The 17,179-nt window shown below is 72.3% G+C and carries 23 protein-coding genes; 15 read left to right on the top strand and 8 right to left on the bottom strand.

The genetic code is table 11. The features are described from left to right. Nucleotides 1-36 precede the first annotated feature (36 nt). Both AB0I81_RS29080 and AB0I81_RS29085 read right to left on the bottom strand, forming a co-directional pair. Nucleotides 37-792: an ABC transporter permease gene (locus tag AB0I81_RS29080; RefSeq protein ID WP_360662845.1), complete on the bottom strand. Its 756-nt coding sequence runs from the start codon at nt 790-792 to the stop codon at nt 37-39. Between the two features lie 15 nt (nt 793-807). Further along, nucleotides 808-1,587 carry an ATP-binding cassette domain-containing protein gene (locus AB0I81_RS29085; RefSeq protein ID WP_360662847.1) on the bottom strand — a complete coding sequence of 260 codons (780 nt, stop codon included), beginning with the start codon at nt 1,585-1,587 and terminating at the stop codon, nt 808-810. 67 nt (nt 1,588-1,654) lie between these two features. Here AB0I81_RS29085 and AB0I81_RS29090 point away from each other — a divergent pair, with 67 nt between their 5' ends. From AB0I81_RS29090 to AB0I81_RS29110, 5 genes are all read left to right on the top strand, one after another. After that, nucleotides 1,655-2,293 carry a TetR/AcrR family transcriptional regulator gene (locus AB0I81_RS29090; RefSeq protein ID WP_360662849.1) on the top strand — a complete coding sequence of 213 codons (639 nt, stop codon included), beginning with the start codon at nt 1,655-1,657 and terminating at the stop codon, nt 2,291-2,293. A 4-nt stretch (nt 2,294-2,297) separates the two neighbouring features. After that, the gene (locus AB0I81_RS29095) at nt 2,298-2,591 is read left to right on the top strand and encodes a DUF6204 family protein (protein ID WP_360662851.1); all 294 of its coding nucleotides are present in this window, start codon (nt 2,298-2,300) and stop codon (nt 2,589-2,591) included. Between the two features lie 71 nt (nt 2,592-2,662). Next, nucleotides 2,663-2,806 carry a hypothetical protein gene (locus AB0I81_RS29100; protein ID WP_360662853.1) on the top strand — a complete coding sequence of 48 codons (144 nt, stop codon included), beginning with the start codon at nt 2,663-2,665 and terminating at the stop codon, nt 2,804-2,806. A 37-nt stretch (nt 2,807-2,843) separates the two neighbouring features. Then, nucleotides 2,844-3,410 carry an XRE family transcriptional regulator gene (locus AB0I81_RS29105; RefSeq protein WP_360662855.1) on the top strand — a complete coding sequence of 189 codons (567 nt, stop codon included), beginning with the start codon at nt 2,844-2,846 and terminating at the stop codon, nt 3,408-3,410. 21 nt (nt 3,411-3,431) lie between these two features. Then, entirely contained in the window at nt 3,432-3,965 is a 534-nt protein-coding gene (locus AB0I81_RS29110; RefSeq protein ID WP_360662857.1) for a GNAT family N-acetyltransferase, read from the top strand. A gap of 18 nt (nt 3,966-3,983) precedes the next feature. Here the strand turns inward: AB0I81_RS29110 and AB0I81_RS29115 are convergent, their stop codons facing one another. After that, entirely contained in the window at nt 3,984-4,802 is an 819-nt protein-coding gene (locus AB0I81_RS29115) for a MurR/RpiR family transcriptional regulator (protein WP_360662859.1), read from the bottom strand. A 64-nt stretch (nt 4,803-4,866) separates the two neighbouring features. Between AB0I81_RS29115 and thrC the strand changes: the two genes are divergently transcribed. The 7 genes from thrC to AB0I81_RS29150 all read left to right on the top strand — a co-directional run bounded on the left by thrC (nt 4,867) and on the right by AB0I81_RS29150 (nt 11,200). Further along, nucleotides 4,867-5,931, top strand: coding sequence for a threonine synthase (thrC, locus tag AB0I81_RS29120; protein WP_360662861.1), 1,065 nt, complete (start codon nt 4,867-4,869; stop codon nt 5,929-5,931). Nucleotides 5,932-6,091: 160 nt separating this feature from the next. Then, complete coding sequence (locus AB0I81_RS29125) at nt 6,092-6,721, top strand: DNA/RNA non-specific endonuclease (RefSeq protein ID WP_360662863.1); 630 nt, start codon at nt 6,092-6,094, stop codon at nt 6,719-6,721. Between the two features lie 91 nt (nt 6,722-6,812). After that, nucleotides 6,813-7,421: a biotin transporter BioY gene (locus AB0I81_RS29130; RefSeq protein ID WP_360662865.1), complete on the top strand. Its 609-nt coding sequence runs from the start codon at nt 6,813-6,815 to the stop codon at nt 7,419-7,421. A gap of 7 nt (nt 7,422-7,428) precedes the next feature. Beyond that, complete coding sequence (locus tag AB0I81_RS29135) at nt 7,429-8,787, top strand: class I adenylate-forming enzyme family protein (RefSeq protein WP_360662867.1); 1,359 nt, start codon at nt 7,429-7,431, stop codon at nt 8,785-8,787. A gap of 1 nt (nt 8,788) precedes the next feature. Next, nucleotides 8,789-9,919 (top strand): thiolase family protein, encoded by a 1,131-nt coding sequence (locus tag AB0I81_RS29140; RefSeq protein WP_360662869.1) that lies wholly within the window; start codon nt 8,789-8,791, stop codon nt 9,917-9,919. Between the two features lies 1 nt (nt 9,920). Beyond that, complete coding sequence (locus AB0I81_RS29145) at nt 9,921-10,598, top strand: ABC transporter ATP-binding protein (protein ID WP_360662872.1); 678 nt, start codon at nt 9,921-9,923, stop codon at nt 10,596-10,598. Further along, nucleotides 10,595-11,200 (top strand): energy-coupling factor transporter transmembrane protein EcfT, encoded by a 606-nt coding sequence (locus AB0I81_RS29150; RefSeq protein WP_360662874.1) that lies wholly within the window; start codon nt 10,595-10,597, stop codon nt 11,198-11,200. The genes AB0I81_RS29145 and AB0I81_RS29150 overlap by 4 nt, the downstream gene beginning before the upstream one ends. A 9-nt stretch (nt 11,201-11,209) precedes the next feature. On the opposite strand, the gene AB0I81_RS29155 is transcribed toward AB0I81_RS29150, so the two are convergent. Both AB0I81_RS29155 and AB0I81_RS29160 read right to left on the bottom strand, forming a co-directional pair. After that, a complete protein-coding gene (locus AB0I81_RS29155) occupies nt 11,210-12,664 on the bottom strand; it encodes a M14 family zinc carboxypeptidase (protein WP_360662876.1) in 1,455 nt (484 codons plus the stop codon). Further along, nucleotides 12,664-12,954, bottom strand: a complete 291-nt coding sequence (locus tag AB0I81_RS29160) for a hypothetical protein (protein WP_360662878.1) — start codon at nt 12,952-12,954, stop codon at nt 12,664-12,666. Before AB0I81_RS29160 ends, AB0I81_RS29155 begins: the two co-directional genes overlap by 1 nt. Before the next feature lie 86 nt (nt 12,955-13,040). Here AB0I81_RS29160 and AB0I81_RS29165 point away from each other — a divergent pair, with 86 nt between their 5' ends. Beyond that, nucleotides 13,041-13,394 carry a metalloregulator ArsR/SmtB family transcription factor gene (locus AB0I81_RS29165; protein ID WP_360662880.1) on the top strand — a complete coding sequence of 118 codons (354 nt, stop codon included), beginning with the start codon at nt 13,041-13,043 and terminating at the stop codon, nt 13,392-13,394. Further along, entirely contained in the window at nt 13,391-14,011 is a 621-nt protein-coding gene (locus AB0I81_RS29170) for an SRPBCC family protein (RefSeq protein ID WP_360662882.1), read from the top strand. Before AB0I81_RS29165 ends, AB0I81_RS29170 begins: the two co-directional genes overlap by 4 nt. Here AB0I81_RS29170 and AB0I81_RS29175 read toward each other — a convergent pair. Genes AB0I81_RS29175 through AB0I81_RS29185 form a run of 3 tightly spaced genes read right to left on the bottom strand, consistent with a single transcriptional unit; the run spans nt 13,981 to nt 15,546 of the window. Beyond that, nucleotides 13,981-14,727: a Clp protease N-terminal domain-containing protein gene (locus AB0I81_RS29175; RefSeq protein ID WP_360662884.1), complete on the bottom strand. Its 747-nt coding sequence runs from the start codon at nt 14,725-14,727 to the stop codon at nt 13,981-13,983. The genes AB0I81_RS29170 and AB0I81_RS29175 overlap by 31 nt on opposite strands. A 31-nt stretch (nt 14,728-14,758) precedes the next feature. Further along, entirely contained in the window at nt 14,759-15,106 is a 348-nt protein-coding gene (locus tag AB0I81_RS29180) for a transcriptional regulator (RefSeq protein ID WP_360662886.1), read from the bottom strand. Next, nucleotides 15,103-15,546 carry a hypothetical protein gene (locus AB0I81_RS29185; RefSeq protein WP_360662888.1) on the bottom strand — a complete coding sequence of 148 codons (444 nt, stop codon included), beginning with the start codon at nt 15,544-15,546 and terminating at the stop codon, nt 15,103-15,105. The genes AB0I81_RS29180 and AB0I81_RS29185 overlap by 4 nt, the downstream gene beginning before the upstream one ends. A gap of 347 nt (nt 15,547-15,893) precedes the next feature. Between AB0I81_RS29185 and AB0I81_RS29190 the strand changes: the two genes are divergently transcribed. After that, nucleotides 15,894-16,772, top strand: a complete 879-nt coding sequence (locus AB0I81_RS29190; protein ID WP_360662890.1) for a hypothetical protein — start codon at nt 15,894-15,896, stop codon at nt 16,770-16,772. Nucleotides 16,773-17,179: the final 407 nt, after the last annotated feature.

The raw sequence follows: 17,179 nt of genomic DNA on the forward strand, positions 1-17,179 counted from the left end.
CGTCACGCGCCCGACGACGTCAGCCGCTCAGCGCCGTCACGCGCCCGGCGCGCGGTTGAACAGGCGCGCCCCGCCGAACAGGCAGAGCAGGGCCAGGCCCAGAGTGACCGCGACGCCGAGGGCGACGGTGGTGTTGGCGTAGTGGCCGAGGAACGCCTCGCGTACGGCGTCCACCGTGTAACGCAGCGGCACCACCCGCGAGACCACGTCCAGCCAGCCGGGAGCCAGGCTCATCGGCAGCAGCAACCCGGACAGCAACATGAGCGGCATGCCGGCGGTGTTGGCGATGGCGGCGAACTCGGGCGGCGTGGCGATGTTCATGGCCAGCCCGTACGACAGCGCCGACAGCGCCCCCGCGAGCACACCGACGAACGCCAGCCCGATCACCACGCCCGCCAGCGGCGCGCGCAGCCCGAGCACCAGGCCGAGCAGGACCAGCAGCACCGACTGGGCCAGCAGTTGCACGACGTCGCACAGCGTGCGGCCGAGCAGCAGAGCCAGCGGGTGCACCGGCGTGACCCGCATGCGGTCGATGATGCCGAGGTTGCGGTCCATCAGCAGGCCGAGGCCGACGAAGGTGCCGCCGAGCAGGGCGAGCTGGATCAGCACGCCGGGCACCAGCATCTGCCAGGAGGAGCCGCCGGTGCCGAAGTCGAGTCTGGTCAGCAGGGGGCCGAACAGCGCCAGGAACAGCAGCGGCTGCAGCATGCCGAACAGCAGGTTGGTCTTGGAGCGAAGCGTGGCGCGCAGGTAGCGGCCGAAGACGACGCCGGTGTCGTGCAGCAAGTTCATCAGGAGATCCAGTGGTCAGACGGCGAGTGGTTCGTCGGTCTCGGTGCGGCCGGTGATGGCGAGGAAGGCGTCCTGGAGGCTCGCGCCGGGGTCGCCGGTGTAGCGGTCCTTGAGGCCGGCGGGGGTGCCTTCCGCGACGACCGTGCCGGCGTCGACGACCACGATGCGGTCGGCGAGCGCGTCGGCCTCGTCCAGGTAGTGCGTGGTCAGGAACACGGTGGTGCCGTGCTCGGCCCTGATGCGGCGCACCAGCGCCCACAGGTCGGCCCGGCTGCCGGGGTCGAGGCCGGTGGTGGGCTCGTCGAGGAAGAGCACTTCCGGCCGGTTGACCAGGCCGAGCGCGATCTCCAGGCGCCGCCGCTGGCCGCCGGACAGCGCGGCGGTGGGCCGGTCCATGAGGTCGTCGAGTGCCAGGTCGCGGGCCAGTTCCGCGGCCCGCGCGGCGGCCTCGGGCTTGGACAGGCGGTGCAGCCTGCCCTGGGTGATGAGCTCCTCGCGTACGCCGCAGGCCGGGTCCAGGCCACCGGACTGGGCGACGTAACCGATCCGCCTGCGCACCCCGGCCGGGTCGCGCAGCAGGTCGTGCCCGGCGATCTCGACCGTGCCGCCGGTGGGTGGCAGGAGGGTGACGAGCATGCGCAGTGTGGTGGTCTTGCCCGCGCCGTTGGGGCCGAGGAAGCCGAGGATCTCACCGCGTTGGACGGTCAGGTCGATGCCTCGTACGGCGTGCACGGGCCCGCTTTTCAAGGTGTACGTCCGGGTCAGGCCCCGGGCGCGGATGACTTCGATGGACATGCCGGGAAGGAAACCACAGCCCGCTGCAAAAATGCAATCGACTTAAAGTTTGCAGTAGACTTCAGGAATGACGGAAGGACTTCGGGAGCGCAAGAAGCGCCAGACCCGGCAGCGCATCTCCGACGTGGCCATCGGCCTGTTCGTGGAGCGCGGCTTCGACAACGTGACGATCGCCGAGGTCGCCGCCGCCGCGGAGGTGTCGGTGAACACCGTCTACAACTACTTCCAGGCCAAGGAGGACCTGGTCCTGTCGCCCGACGAGGGCTCCGCGCAGCGCCTGGCCGCCATCGTGCGGGAGCGCGCCCCCGGCGAGTCGGCGGCCGGGGCCGTGCTGGCGCGGCTGCGCCGCGAGGTGCGCGGGCGGGAGCGCCAGGTGGGCCTGAGCTCGGGTTTCGGGCGGGTGCTCGACATGATGCGGGCCGCGCCCACGCTGACCGCCCGGCTGCAGGACCTGGGCGCCCAGATGACCGACGCGCTGGAGGCGGTGCTGGCCGAGGAGGGCGGCACGGGCCGGGACGATCCGCTGGTGCGCGTGGTGGCCTGGCACATCGGCTGCCTGCACTCGCTGGTGCTGGCCGAGATCGGCCGGCGCACGGCGGCGGGGGAGCGGCCCGACGCCATCGCCGGGGCCGTGCTGGAACTCATGGACGCCGCCGAGAGCGTGCTCGGCGAGCACGTCCTGGGCTACGCCGTACGAAAGGACTGACTCCGTGTTCAGAGTGACGATGAGTGGCAAGTTCAAGGGGCTCGACGACGCCGGCCGGGAGGTCGTGCGGGCGGCGGCCGGCGCCGGCTACACCGAGGCGGGCACGTTCACCCACGACCAGAGCGTGTCGGTGTTCACGTTCCGCTGCCAGGTGCCCGCCGGGCCCGACGACGGGGAGGACGAGGCGACCCTGGCGGCGATGGCGGCGCTGGAGGCGTACGGGCAGCCGCATGAGATCCTGCGTATCGCGGTTACCGACATGCGCGACATCAAGATTCGGAACCGGAGAAAAATCTAGAAAGCCAGCTGAAACCATCCAGTGCGTCCGGACACGTACGAGGTGCCAGCCCACCGGATGAAAGAGACAGCGTGGACCATCATGAGAGAAACCGGCGCTTCGAGGCGGACCGGTACGTGCGGGACGGCGTCATGAGCGCCGACGGGCAGGCGTTGCTGCTGGTCGGGCCCAAGCCCGGCGAGAAGTCCACGCCGCCGGCGGCCACCTCCTGCTGATGGCCCCTTGTCTCGCATGTGGGATATAGTCCCGAATGTGAGACAACTGGACGACGTGGACGCGCGGCTCGCCGACCGGCTGGCGGAGTTGCGCGTCGAGCGGAACTGGTCACTGGATGACCTGGCGAGCCGTGCGGGCATCAGCCGTTCGACGTTGTCGCGGCTGGAACGCGGCGAGATCAGCCCCACGGCGGCCCTGCTCGGCAGGTTGTGCGCGGTCTACGAGCGCACGATGTCACGCCTGCTGGCCGAGGTGGAGTCCGAGCCGCCGCAGCTCATGACGGCCACGGCGCAGCCGGTGTGGCGGGACGAGGAGTCGGGGTTCGTGCGCCGCTCGGTATCCCCGCCCCATCCGGGGCTGCGCGGCGAGGTCGTCGAAGGGCGGCTGCGGCCGGGCGCCGACATCGGCTACGACACGCCGCCGGTGGCGGGGCTGGAGCAGCACATCTGGGTGCTGGACGGCGCGGTGGAGATCACCGCCAACGGCCACACGCACACCGTGCGGGCCGGGGAATGCCTGCGCTTCCGGTTGTGGGGGCGCTCGCGTTTCCGCTGCCCCGGCCCCGATCCGGTCCGCTACGTCCTCCTCGTCGTCCTGCCCTGACCAGCGAAGGAACCCGCCTCCATGCACACCATCGCCCGCCTGTCCGCCGGGGACTTCGCACACTGCGTCAAGGAGCTCGCCGACCTGCTGGTCGACGCCGTGGCCGACGGGGCCTCCGTGGGCTTCGTGGCGCCTTTCGACCACGAGGCCGCCGCCGCGTGGTGGCGGGCGCAGGCCCCGGCGGTCGCCGCGGGCAGCTTCCTCGTGTGGGGCTGCCGCGTGGACGGGGCCATGGTCGCCACCATCGGCCTGGTGCTCCCGGCCAAGCCCAACTCCCGCCACCGCGCCGAGGTCGTCAAGCTGATGGTGCACCGCGACGCCCGGGGCAGGGGCCTGTCGCGGGCCCTGCTGGCCACGGCCGAGCGGGCGGCCCTGGACCTGGGGGCCGACCTGCTGATGCTGGACACCGAGACCGGCAGCACGGCCGAGCGCGTCTACCTGACCGGCGGCTGGACCCGCTACGGCATCGTCCCGGAGTACGCCGCCTCCCCGGACGGCGTCCTGCGCGACTGCAGCTTCTTCTTCAAGCGCCTGGACGCCACCGCCTCTGCCTGAGTCCATCGCGGCCGGATGTCACAGGCTCTGCGTGAGCTCGTCGAGCTCGGCCAGGCGCCCGGCGGGGGCCAGGCGCGCGGCGGTGGCGACGAGCAGCAGTTCGGTGACGGCGATCTCGTGGGCGAGCGGCGCGATCGGGCCCGCCGCCTCGCGCGGCAGGCCGACCAGCACCTCCGCCTCGGCCGCCAGCGGCGACTGCCAGGCGTCGGTGACCAGCACCAGGCGCGCGCCCCGCGCGCGGGCCGCCCGGACGAAACGGGCGGTGCCGGGGGAGTAGCGGCGGAAGTCGTAGGCCACGATCACGTCCGATTCCCCCAGGTCGAGCACGGTACGGGCGCGCTCCTGCACCGAGTCGGGCACGCGGTGCGCGCCGGGGCGCAGGCTGGCGAGCTGCCGGATCAGGTATTCGGCGGCCAGTTCGCTGAGGGGGCCGCCCAGCGCCCACACGGTTCCCGCGCCGGCCAGCAGCGCGGCCACCTGGTGGCAGAGCGGCTCGGGGACGGCCGCCAGGGTGCCGTCGAGCCCCGCACGCAGGTCGTCGGCGGCCCGTCCCAGTTCGGAATGGGCGTCGCCGGCGACGAACTCCTGCAGGCGGGACCGGTCGCGTGCCCCGTCGCGCACCGCCGCCTGGAAGTCGGCGAAGCCGCCGTACCCCAGGCGGTCGAACAGCCGCGAGGCCGTCGGCGGGCTCACCCCGGCCCGTTCGGCCAGCGCCCGCAGTGAGCTCAGCGCCGCGAACGGATGGTCGTCGAGCAGCACCCGCACCACGGCCCGCTCCGCGGGCGGCAACTCGGGGTAGGCGGCGCTGAGACGGGCCACGATCGGATCGGTTTCCACACTGACAAATGTTACATCACCCACTATTTCGCGAAATGTAAGAAACAAATGTTACGGTTCGGGCATGACAACGTGGCATGGCCTGATCGACAGCCCCTACCGGCGCTGGTTGCCGGTCACCGACGAGACCCCGTCCATCTCGCTCAACGAGGGCAACACCCCGCTGCTGCGCTCGGCGCACCTGTCCGGCCTCACCGGCTGCGAGGTCTGGCTCAAGGTCGAGGGCGCCAACCCGACCGGCTCGTTCAAGGACCGCGGCATGACGGTGGCGATCAGCCGCGCGGCCGAAGCCGGCGCGCAGGCCGTCATCTGCGCCTCCACCGGCAACACCAGCGCCTCGGCCGCCGCCTACGCCGCCCGCGCCGGGCTGACCGCCGCCGTGCTGGTGCCCAGGGGTGGCGTCCCGCTGGGCAAGCTGAGCCAGTCCGTACGGTACGGCGCCGAGATCATCGAGATCGACGGCACCTTCGACGACTGCCTGCGCGTGGCCCGCGAACTGGCCGCCCACCACCCGATCGCCCTGGTCAACTCGGTGAACAACGAGCTGCGCCTGGCCGGGCAGCGCACCGTGGCCTACGAGATCGTGGACGCCCTCGGCCGGGCGCCCGACGTGCACTGCCTGCCGGTCGGCAACGGCGGCAACATCACCGCCGTGTGGGGCGGTTACCGTGAGTACCACGAGGCAGGGCTGTCGGACACGCTGCCGCGCCTGTGGGGCTTCCAGGCGGCCGGCGCGGCCCCCTTCGTGCACGGCGGGCCCATCGCCGCGCCGGTCACGGCGGCCACCGCGATCAACATCGGCCATCCGGCCACCTGGGACGGCGCCATCGCCGCCCGCGACGAGTCCGGCGGGCTGATCGGCGCGGTGAGCGACGAGCAGATCTTCGCCGCGTACCGGATGCTGGCCCGCCGCGACGGCGTCTTCGCCGAGCCCGCCTCGGCCGCCGGGGTGGCGGGGCTGCTCGACCGGCACGCCAAGGGCGAGCTGGAGCCCGGCCTGCGCGTCGTGATCACACTCAGCGGCAACGGCCTGAAGGACCTCGACGCGTCGATGCGCGACGGCTACACCCCGACCGAGACCTCCTCCGCCACCGCCGACGTGGCCCGCGCGCTGAGGCTGGCCGCCTGACCTACCTGCGACAATCACAAAGAGTAGCCATATGGCGACGTTATGTGATTCACGTCACGGGCACGAATATCGCGACAAAGCCGAAGAGGCGGCCGATACGGCTATTTGCCGTCCCCTCCATTGGCGGTCCGGCGATCCCCCTTGCGAGAGGAACGCCTCCGTGCCCACGACCAGACCGCTCTCCGTCCTGCGACGCGCCGGCGCCGCCGCCCTGCTGCTCACCGCCGGGGCGGCCGCGCCCGTGTACAAGCCCGACACCGTCTCCTGCCACCCCCACCTGAGACCCGCCCACACCTACCAGGCCAACCGGCAGACCTTCACCACCGACGACGTGGGACGTCCCGTCGAAGCCCGCGCCGACCAGCTCGTGGACAGATCCGCCCCGCGCGGCGGCTGCCAGGGCACGGTGGGTAACTGGGGCGGGGAGGGCGACTGGAACGGCGGCCACCTCATCGCCGCCTCCTTCAACGGCGTCAGCATGCGCTACAACCTGGTCCCCATGCGGGGCAGGCAGATCAACCAGGGCCTGATGAAACGCGTCGAGGACGGCGCCAGGAACTGCCTGGAGCGCACCGGCCCGGTGCGCGATTACCGGGTCCGCCTGCGCTATCCCGACCGTACGACGCTCGTACCGGACCACATCGAGATCAGCCTGTCCCCCAAGGGCGCGCCCCGGCAGGCCGCCTTCGCCTTCCCGAACCGCACACTGACCGCGAAAGACCTGCGCGAACGGCAGGATGGCATCACCAGGACCTTCCAGGAGGCCCGCTGCGGCAGCGATCGCCCGTAACAGAGGTATCGATCGCTGGCAGATGATCGGGGGCAAAGTTGTGGGATACCTCCATCCCTGGGCGATACCGTTCTGGTGTGGGATCGACCGCATGAAGGATGATGGGAAACAGCGCAGGCTCCCGACGCAGACGCTGGCGAGGGTGGCCGTGTTCGCGGCGCTCATCGCGGTCCTCGGCCTGCCCGGCCAGCTGACCGTCTTCGGCAACGTGGTCCCGATCACGCTGCAGACGCTGGGCGTGATGCTCGCCGGGGCGATCCTCGGCTCGTGGCGGGCGGCGCTGGCCGTCCTCGTGCTGCTCGTCCTGGTGGCCGTGGGGTTGCCGCTGCTGGCCGGCGGCCGGGGCGGGCTCGGTGTGTTCGTCGGTCCGTCGGCCGGATACCTGGCCGGCTGGTTGTTCGGCGCGGCGGCCACCGGCTGGCTCGTCGAGCGGGCCGGGCGCGACCCGGGCCTGATCAGCCTGTTCGTGGCGTGTGTGGTGGGCGGCATCGGGGTGGTCTACCTGTTCGGCGTGCCCGTGCAGTCGATGATCACCGGGGTGTCGCTCGGGCAGGCGGCCTGGCTCAGCCTGGGCTTCCTGCCGGGTGACCTGATCAAGGCGGTGCTGGCGGCCGCCGTGGTCAGGGGCACGCAGCGCGCCTACCCGGACGCGGTGCCCGCCGTGCACGCCGAACGTATGCGCGCGGCCCGGGAGCGTTGACCCTTCCATGCCTGTTGCGCGACATGTGATGACGCACGCCGCCGAGCGCCCCTCGCGGCTCGCGGTGCGCGGGCCGGCGGCCGAGCTCACCTACGCCGAGCTCGCCGACAAGGTCAACGGTGCGGCCCGGCACCTGCTGCGGCGGGGCCTGCGGCCCGGCGCGCTGGTCGCGATCGGCCTGGCCGACCCCGCCGACCTGCTCACCGCCGTGCTGGCGGCCGACCTGGCGGGGGCGACGCCGCTGGTCGGCGACCATGCCTGGGATCGCGGGCGCTGGGGTCAGGTGATGAGCCCGCTGAGCGCCGATGTTCACGTGGACGGGCCGCTGCCGTACGTGGCGGGCCCCGCCGTACGAGGCCGTGCCCGGCCCGGCGATCTGGCCTGGGCCTGCTTCAGCTCCGGCAGCACCGGCAGGCCCCGCGCCATCGTGCGCACCCGCGCCTCCTGGACCGGCTCCTACCCGCACCTGGGCGAGCTGACCGGCCTCGGGCCCGACGACGTCGTGCTGGTGCCCGGCCCGCTGGTCTCCTCCCTGTACGCCTTCGCCGCCCTGCACACCCTGGCCATCGGCGCGACCGCCGTCGTGCCGGGACGCTGGCTGGGCGGGGAAACGCTGGCCGCCCACCTGGCCGGCGCCACCGCCGTGCACGTGGTGCCGCACCGGCTGCCCGACGTGCTGCGGCGGCCGGGAAGGCTGCGCGTGGCCGTGGTCGGCGGCGCGGCCCTGGCCACGGACGCACGGGAGGCGGCGGCCCGCGCCGGGGTGCGCGTGGTGTCGTACTACGGGGCCACCGAGTTGTCGTTCGTGGCCGTGGACGTGGACGGGGGCGGGCTGCGTCCCTTTCCCGGCGTCGAGATCGAGGTCCGCGCGGCGGAGCCGTTCGGCGAGGTGTGGGCGCGCTCGCCGTGGCTGGCCGAGGGTTATCTGGGGGGTGCGGCCGGGCCGTTGCGCCGTGACGGTGACGGTTGGGTGACCGTGGGCGACGTGGCGGAGCCGTACCGGGTAGGACAGGTGCTGCGGCTGCGCGGGCGCGGCGGCGGCGCGATCCAGACCGGCGGCGCGACCGTCGTGCCCGAGGACGTCGAGGAGGTGCTCAGGAAGGTGCCCGGGGTGGGCGACATCGTGGTGATCGGGTCGCCGCATCCGTCCCTGGGCTCCGTGGTGACGGCGATCGTCGAGGCGGAGCCGGCGCCGCCGCGCGCCGTGCTGGAGGCGATGGCCAGGGGCGGGCTGGACGCGGCGCAGCGGCCCCGCCGCTGGTACGCGGTGCCGAGCCTGCCGCGTACCCCGACGGGCAAGCCGGCGCGTGCGCTGGTGGCGGCGCGGCTGGCGGACGGCGATCCGGGGATCAGGCGGCTGGTCTGACATGAGTGACACACCTGTGGTGGTGGCGGCCCTGCGCACGCCCATCGGCACGGCCGGGCACGCCTACAAGGAACTGACCGTGGACCGGCTGGCCGCCCCCGTGATCGCGGCCGTCGCCGCCGGCCTGCCCGCTGATCGCGTGGATGACGTGGTGCTGGGCAACTGCATGGGGCCCGGCGGCAACGTGGCGCGCGTGTCGGCGCTGGCCGCCGGGCTGGGGCACGGGGTGCCCGGGGTGACGGTGGACCGGCAGTGCGGCAGCGGCCTGGCCGCGATCCTGGTGGCCGGGCAGGCGGTGCGCGCGGGGGAGATGGATCTGGTGATCGCGGGCGGGGCGGAGAGCGCCTCGACCGCGCCGCTGCGTACGCTCCGGGGGGCCGCGACGCCGTACGAGCGGGCGGCCTTCGCCCCCGACGGCCATCCCGACCCCGACATGGGCCCGGCGGCGGAGGCGCTGGCGGCGGCGTACGGCATCGATCGTGAACGGCAGGACGCCTACGCCTGCTGCAGCCACGCCCGCGCGGTGGCCGCCGGGCGGGCGGGGCGGTTCGAGGCGGAGATCGTCCCGGTCGGCGGCAGGTCGGAGGACCAGCGCCCGCGCCCGCTGCGGGCGGCGTCGCTGGCCCGGCTGCCTGCGGCGTTCGTGGCGGAAGGTACAGTGACGGCCGGTAATTCCTCCCCGGTCAGCGACGGCGCGGCGGCCGTGGCCATCGTGCCCGAGCGGCTGCGCGCGGGACGGCCGGGGATGCGGCTGGTCGCCGGGGCCGTCGTCGGGTGCGATCCCGCGCTGCCCGGGTGGGGGCCGGTGCCCGCGATCAGGCGGGTGTTGTCACGTACGGGGGTGGACTTGGAGCGGGTCGCGGCGGTGGAGATCGTGGAGGCGTTCGCGGCGCAGGTGCTGGCGGTGACCGACGCGCTCGGGCTGGACCCGCTGGGCGCCGACGACGGGCGGGTGTGCCCGGACGGCGGCGCGCTGGCCCTGGGCCACCCGTGGGGCGCCACCGGCGCGGTCGTGGTGACCAGGCTGTTCAGCAGGCTCGTACGCGCCGCCGCCCCGCCGGGGACGCTGGGCCTGGCGGCGGCCGCGGTCGGCGGCGGGCTGGGCGTGGCCGCGCTGTTCGAGGTGGCGTGAGATGACGATCGAGTTCGCGGACGTGCACGTCCGCCTCGGGCAGCGCGACGTGTTGCGCGGCATCACCGCCGCCCTGCCCGAGCGGCGGGTCGGCGTGGTCGGCGCCAACGGCTCCGGCAAGAGCACGCTGGCCCGCCTGATCAACGGCCTGGCGCTGCCCACCTCGGGCAGCGTCACCGTGCTCGGCCTGGACACCCGCAAGAACGCCGCCAAGATCAGGCGCGGCGTCGGGTTCCTGTTCACCGACCCGGACGCGCAGATCGTGATGCCCACGGTGGCCGAGGACGTGGCCTTCTCGCTGCGCCGCAAGGGCCTGTCGCGCGAGGAGGTCGAGCGGCGCGTGACGGAGGTCCTGTCCAGGTACGGCCTGGCCGGCCACGCCGACCACCCCGCGCACCACCTGTCGGGCGGCCAGAAACAGCTTCTGGCGCTGTGCGCGATCATGGTGCTGGAGCCGGACATCCTGGTCATGGACGAGCCGACCACGCTGCTCGACCTGCGCCACTCGCGCGAGGTCGCCGCCCTGCTGCGCGAGATGCCGCAGCAGGTGCTGGTGGTCACCCACGACCTGCCGCTGCTGGACGACTTCGACCGGGTGCTGGTGCTGGACGAGGGCCGCGTGGTCGCCGACGGCACCCCTCAGGAGGCCATCGGCCACTACAGAAAACTCATGGCGTGAACAGCCTGACCGGCGCCTACGTGCCCGGCACCTCGTTCCTGCACCGCCTGCCGGCCGGCGTCAAGCTGGCCGCGCTCGCCCTGGCCTGCACGGGGCTGGTGCTGCTGCGCCCGCCATGGGCGCTGGCCGTGGCCGGGGTCGCGGTGGCCGCCCTGTACGCGCTGGCGCGGGTGGGCGTGGCGGCGGCGTGGGCGCAGGTCAAGCCGGTGCGCTGGTTCGCGGTGGCGCTGTTCGTGATGCAGCTGATCTTCGCCGACCTGGACTCGGCGATCGCCACGACGCTGCGGGTGGTGCTGGCGGTGGCGCTGGCCGGGCTGGTCACGCTCACGACCCGGGCCGCGGCCATGATGGCGGCGCTGGAGCGCTGCCTGTCGCCGGTCAGGTTCCTGGGGCTGGATCCGTTCCGGTTGTCGTTGTTGTTGTCGCTGACCGTGCGGAGCGTGCCGGTCGTGGCCTCGCTGGCCACCCGCGTACGGGAGGCGCAGCGGGCCAGGGGGGTCGAGCGCAGCCTGCGGGCCTTCGCCGTGCCGCTGGTGGTCAGCTCGTTGCGGCACGCCGACGCGCTCGGGGAGGCGATGAGCGCCCGCGGCCTGGACGACTGACCGCGGCCTTCAGCTTTCCCCGCGCGGTCCTTCCCCCATCAGGTCGCGCAGGCTCTCCTCGACGGTACGGCCGGCGAGCCGCTCCAGCCGGGTGATGACCGCCCGCACGTCGTCGGCCACGTCGTCGGCCACGTCGCCGGTCGCGAGGTCGCGCAGCAGGGCGGCGGCCGGATCCGTCAGGTCCCGGCCGAGCCGGTTGCCCGGATCGGCGAGCAGGGCGGCGACGGCGCTCAGCGTCTGGGTCGCGCGAGCGCGCAGCCGCTCGTCGGCGAGGACGGCGGCCAGGAGCGGGATCTGCGCGCGGTCGAACAGGGCGATCCACGCGCGGCCCGCCGCGGTGGTGGCCAGGAAGTCGTCGCGCACGCGGACGAGTCGGTCGAACGCCCCGGCCGGCTGTGCGGCCCCGAGCAGGTCGATGGCGCAGATGCACTGCTGGATGAAGGCCAGCAGCCCGGACTCGGCCTCGTCCTTGACGGGCTCGGGATTGGCCGGGTGGAAGGAGTCGCGGGCATTGCCCATCCAGGGGCCGGTCTCGATCGTGTACCCGTAGACCTTGCCCAGCGCGGGCCGGGCGATGTGGCGGCTGTAGGCGTAGTCGCTCTGCGTCCCGGTGGTGGGGTAGAGGTCGAAGCCGGTCTGGTTCGCGTAGACGTGCCCGCGTACGTCGGCGATGGCGTCCACGATCCGTTGTCCGACGGTCCGGAACCGGAACTGGTCCTGCGCGGGCATGTACTCCGCGTAGCCGCTGTCGGCGAGGGGCTGGCAGGTGCCCGTGGGCAGGGTGGTGAACCGTTTGGCCGGGTCGGTGGTCTGGGTCGCGGCGTGTCCCCAGGGGTGCAGTACGAGCTCGGAGTAGGAGTGCACGTCGGCGAAGCAGTGGATCCTGAAGGAGTCGAGCAGGTGCTTGACGTTGCGGGTCTCGGGCTCGCTGAAGGCGGCGGAGCCGGCGTAGATGTCGGTGCAGGGCCGGCACGAGGTCTGGCCCTGGGCGACGCCCCACAGCAGGTCGGCGTTGCGGTTGAGGTCGACGCCGTCACACGTGGTGCCCGGGTTGTCGCGGCGGTTCTTGCGCCACATGTCGTCCACGGTCAGCACGTGGGTGCGGCCGTCCGGGTTGACGCACGGCAGGAGGTAGACGTCCAGGGCCCGGAGCATCAGCTGCAGGTCGGCGGCCGGCCATCGCCTCGCGCCGAGGACCACGTCGGTGCCGTTGACGGTGGCGGCGACCAGGTCCACGGCCAGTTCGATGAGGAGGTCGGGGTTCATCAGCTCGCGGGCGTGCGTACCGCCGATGAGCAGCACCCCGCGCCGTTCGCCGGTGGCGTCGGCGGAGCGCAGCCGCAGCGCGTGGATCGTCCGGCCCTTGATGGAGGGGTTCGGTAACCGCACCAGGGTGCAGAGGGCCGGATGCTGGGCGGCGAGCTGGGCGGCCAGTGCGTCGATCTGCTCGACGGTCCGGTACATCAGGTCGCTCCGCCCGGCGGTGGGATGCGCTCGCGCAGCCGGGCCGACGCGGCGTCGTCCGACATGAGGAGCGTGGGATCGAGGGGCCGGACGGGCACGGCGGCCTGCAGCCGCACCTCCAGTCCGAGCTCCAGCAGGCGCACGCAGTCGTTCAGGTCGACCAGCATGCGGACGTCGTCGGTGGGGTCGGGCACCCGGTCCAGATCGAGGTCGGCCACCATCCTGGCGGTGTCGGCGGCGAGATCGTCTTTCGGGTGAACGGTCGCCTCGAACCTAAATCCATCGGTCATGACTCAACGTACGCTCGGGGTGCGTACCGGTCAACGCTCTATTTCAGCCTTGACTTATATAAGCACGTACTGAAACACTGCGGGGCGTGCACGCATTCGACGTCCTCGGCGATCCGGTCCGCCGCCGGATCCTGGAGCTGCTCGCCGGCGGTGAGCGCAGCTCCGGAGAGGTCACCGCCGCCATCCGGCAGGAGTTCGGGATCTCCCAGCCGGCCGTCTCCCAGCACCTGCGGGTGTTGCGCGACAACGGCTTCGCCAGCGTGCGGGCCGAAGGCACCCGGCGGCTTTACGTCGTGGAGCCGGGGCCGCTGCAGGAGGTCGATCTCTGGCTGGAGCGCTTCCGGGGTTTCTGGAACCAGCGCCTGGACGCGCTGGGCACGGAACTGGCCCGCGGCAAGCGCGAACGCCGCATGAAGAACGAGAGGGAGGAAACCCCATGACATTCGTTGACGATCTCAACCAGGCGCACCGCGAACTGCTCGACGGGACCCGCAAGACCGTGACGCTGCGGCGTCACTACGACGCCGAGGTGGACGACGTCTGGCAGGCCTGCACCGACGGCGACCGGCTCAGCCGCTGGTTCCTGCCCGTCTCCGGCGACCTCAAGCTGGGCGGGAAGTACCAGCTCGAAGGCAACGCGGGCGGGGAGATCCTGCGCTGCGAGCCGCCGAGCCTGCTGCGGGTGAGCTGGCTCTACGGCCCTGACCCCGGCTTCTCGGAGGTCGAGGTACGCCTGAGCGCCAAGGACGGCGGCACCCTGTTCGAGCTGATCCACACGGCCGAGGTGCCGCCGGAGTTCTGGTCGCAGTTCGGCCCCGGCGCGGTCGGCGTGGGCTGGGACCTGTCGCTGCTGGGCCTGGGCCTGCACCTGCGCGGCGGCGAGAAGCCCGACGACGCCGACTTCATCCACACCGAGGAGGGCCGGGACTTCGTCTTCGCCAGCGCCCGCGCCTGGGGAGAGGTGTACGAGGCCGCCGGCGCCACCCCCGAGCAGGCCGCCGCCATCGTCGCCGCGAACACCGCCTTCTACACCTCGGAGGAGGGGGAAGGCTCCTGACGCCGCAGGATCTCCGCCAGCGCGGTCACGATCCGCTGCTCGGCCGGCTGCTTGACCACGCCGAGCCCGGCCAGCGTCCGCACCACCGGCACGTCGTCCAGCGACAGGACGCCCAGCAGGATGTGCTCGGTGCCGAGGAAGTCGTGCCCCAGCCGCAGTGACTCGCGCGTGGCCAGGTCCAGCGCCTTCTTGCTCTGCGCCGAGAACGGCGTCAGCTGGCCGTGCCGCCCGCCGCCGGGGCCGAGCTCGGCGGCGACCGCGTCCCTGACGTTCCGCAACGGGACGCCCAGCGCCACCATGGTCGTGGCGGCCAGCGCCTCGGGCTCGTGCAGCAGCCCCAGCACCAGGTGGCCGACCTCGATGTGGCCGTGCCCGCCCGCACGGGCCTCCTCCTGCGCGTGCACGACGGCGCTGCGTGCGCGGTCGGTGTAGCGGGCGAAGGTCTGCAGATCGACGTCGAGCGAGCTGCCGCCGTTCTTGGGCACGAAGCGCTTCTGCGCCGCCTGCTTGGTGACGCCCATGCTGCGGCCGATGTCGGTCCAGGAGGCGCCGGAGCGTCTGGCCTGGTCGACGAAGTGGCCGATGAGGTGGTCGGCCACCTCGCCGATGTGCTCGGCCAGCGTGACGGCGTCGGTGAGCTGGTTGAGCGGGTCGTTGTCGGGGTTGCGGCTCTTGATCGCGGTGATGAGGTCGTCAAGGCGTACGGTCTTTTCCATGCGTCAACCATAAGTTGACGCATGGGCACCGTCAACCCTTGGTTGACGACTCATCGTGAGCGGAGCCTTCCGTCGCGGGTGCATGGAGTCCCTCGGTGATCTGCCGGAGTGTGGCGGTGTAGGTCCGGAAGGCGTCGCGCCCCTCGTCGGTCAGCGCCAGCCAGGTCCGGGGGCGTTTGCCGACGAAGACCTTCGTCACCCGTACGTAGCCCGCGTTCTCCAGCGTCAGGATGTGTTTGGACAACAACGAGTCGCTGACCTCGATCGTGTCCTTCAGGAAGCGGAACTCGACCGTCTCCGTCGCCGCGAGCATCGCCATGATCGACAGCCGCACCGGAGCGTGGATGATGTCGTCGAGCCCGTGCCGTGGATGGCTCATCGGTCACCGGCTGCGCGGTGAATGCGTAGCGCGCCGTACAGCAGGGGCGCGGACGCGGCCAGCGCGACCAGCACGTCGGCCACCAGCCACAGCGGGCCAGGCTGCTGCGGGCGCAGGAGTCCGTTATAGAGCGCCCCGAGCACGGTCGCCCCCACGAATGTCGCGGCGATGGGGGAGGAGAGCCGGAACTGCAGCCGGTTGTAGGCCCGCTGACGGGAGATGTAGACCATGCCGGCCACGCTCAGGGCGAGCAGGCCCAGCATCGCGTAGTTCCTGGCCGTGTCCGTGCCGAGGAACGTGATCAGCCAGAAGACGGTGACCCCGAGCCACATCCCCACATAGAAGCGCGCGCCCCACTTGCTGGACTGGCGGACGGCGTCCTGCGCGCGGTCCATCTCACGAAGGGCGGCTTCCGCTGACATCCGGTCGTGATCCGACATGAATTTCCTCCTGCTCATTTTGTTTACTCTCACGAGAGTACTCAACTCTCGTTCAAGTGTCTAGGGGTGACCGGGCAGTTTCTGTGAGCTTGCGCTTTTCAGGCCGGCGTGAAGGACCACCCGCTGTCCACCGGCGACGGCCGGACTCCCCGATCGGGAGCCCGGCGCGGTGAACTTCTGGCGAAGTAGCGGGCGCGGTCCGGCCGGCAGCCCGCCCATGGCGTCATCGTTATCCTGGGTTGTCAAGAAAAACAGCCGGTTGACCAGCCGAGACAGCTGTGTCCCTGGGGATCCGCCGCATAAGCTCCAGCCATGGCGGCCCCTACCCGCCGGGGAGGTGTCTGGAGATGCTGGATGAGCAGGAGATGGCGGCGCTCGCGGCACTGTTGCGGGACCTGGCCGACCAGGTCGGGGACGACCGGCTGAGCAATGATGCCCGGCGGATGGCCAGGGCGCTGCGTGAGCGCCTCGCCGGCGGCGGACGGGACGGGGTGGTGCCCGGTGAGAGCGCCGAGGCCCGCCAGGACAAGGCGGCTGCCCGGGAGCAGGCGGCCGAGCGGCGCGACCATGCCGCCGATCTGCGTGATCTGACGGCCGAGCAGCGTGACAGCGCCGCCGTCGAGCGGGGCGTGCAGGCGCAGCAGGGCCGAACGGCGGCTGAGGCTGCTGATCGGGCCTTCCACGACGTGTTGTGGGAGGCCGAACTGCGTGATCAAGCCGGCGGCCGGCGAGAGGACACCGGCGAGCCGGATGGCGACCGGGGCTTCGGCGTACTGGAACAACAATGGCACGACGCCCGCGAACAGGGCCGCAAGGATCGTGCGGCGCTGCGCCAGGAATGGGGGACGGTACGCCGGGAGCGGGCGGCGGCCCAGGCCGATGAGGAGGCCGCTCATCAGGATCGGCTGCAGGCGCGGGTGGACCGCCAGGCGGCCGCGGCCGATCGGGCCGCTGCCGGGCATGATCGGGAGGCGGTCGTGGCCGATCGGGAGCAGGCCGACATCGAACACCAGCTGGTGAGGCTGCCCCTGCCGGAGGCCGGCGACGCGAGCTGGGGCGGCTGGCAGGCCGAGTTCCTCGCAGGAGTGCGCGACACCCGCGAGGACGTGGCGGCCAGTATCCGGCGCGCCAGGCAGATCCGCGAGAAGGCGGCGGCGAACTGCCGCCGGGCCAGACACCTGAAGCAGAACATCGAGCTCGCGAACGATCGCTCGGCCGAGACCTGAGAACCGGGCTGGGAGCACCTGCCCGGCTACCCGGCCCGGTGGATGGTGGTCTTGGCCACCGCGCGGGTCTCGTCGGCGCTCTCCTTGCGGCGCCCGGCGTCTGCCGGAACGGACGGCGCCGCCCAGCGCTTCTTGGACTGGCACCACAAAACGGGCGTCCCGCTGGCTCACCCCGAGGGTGTTGTATCGTGGACGGGTTCCTGTGCCGAGGCGTCGGTGGCAGTGACCGGATCTCCTGCTCCATCTGCGTCGATCTTGAGGTGACGTCCTATTAACCAGGCCATGTAGTCGTCCGCGTTCCCCACGTGCTGCTTTGTCGCACGTGTCCGGGGGCGGACGTCGCGCCGGCCTGAGTTGCGTCACCCTTCCCCGCAGTTTCCTTCCCGGGTGCAGCTCTGCCATCTGCC

The sequence above is a fragment of the Nonomuraea sp. NPDC050404 genome (assembly GCF_040655495.1).
GTDB lineage: Bacteria > Actinomycetota > Actinomycetes > Streptosporangiales > Streptosporangiaceae > Nonomuraea.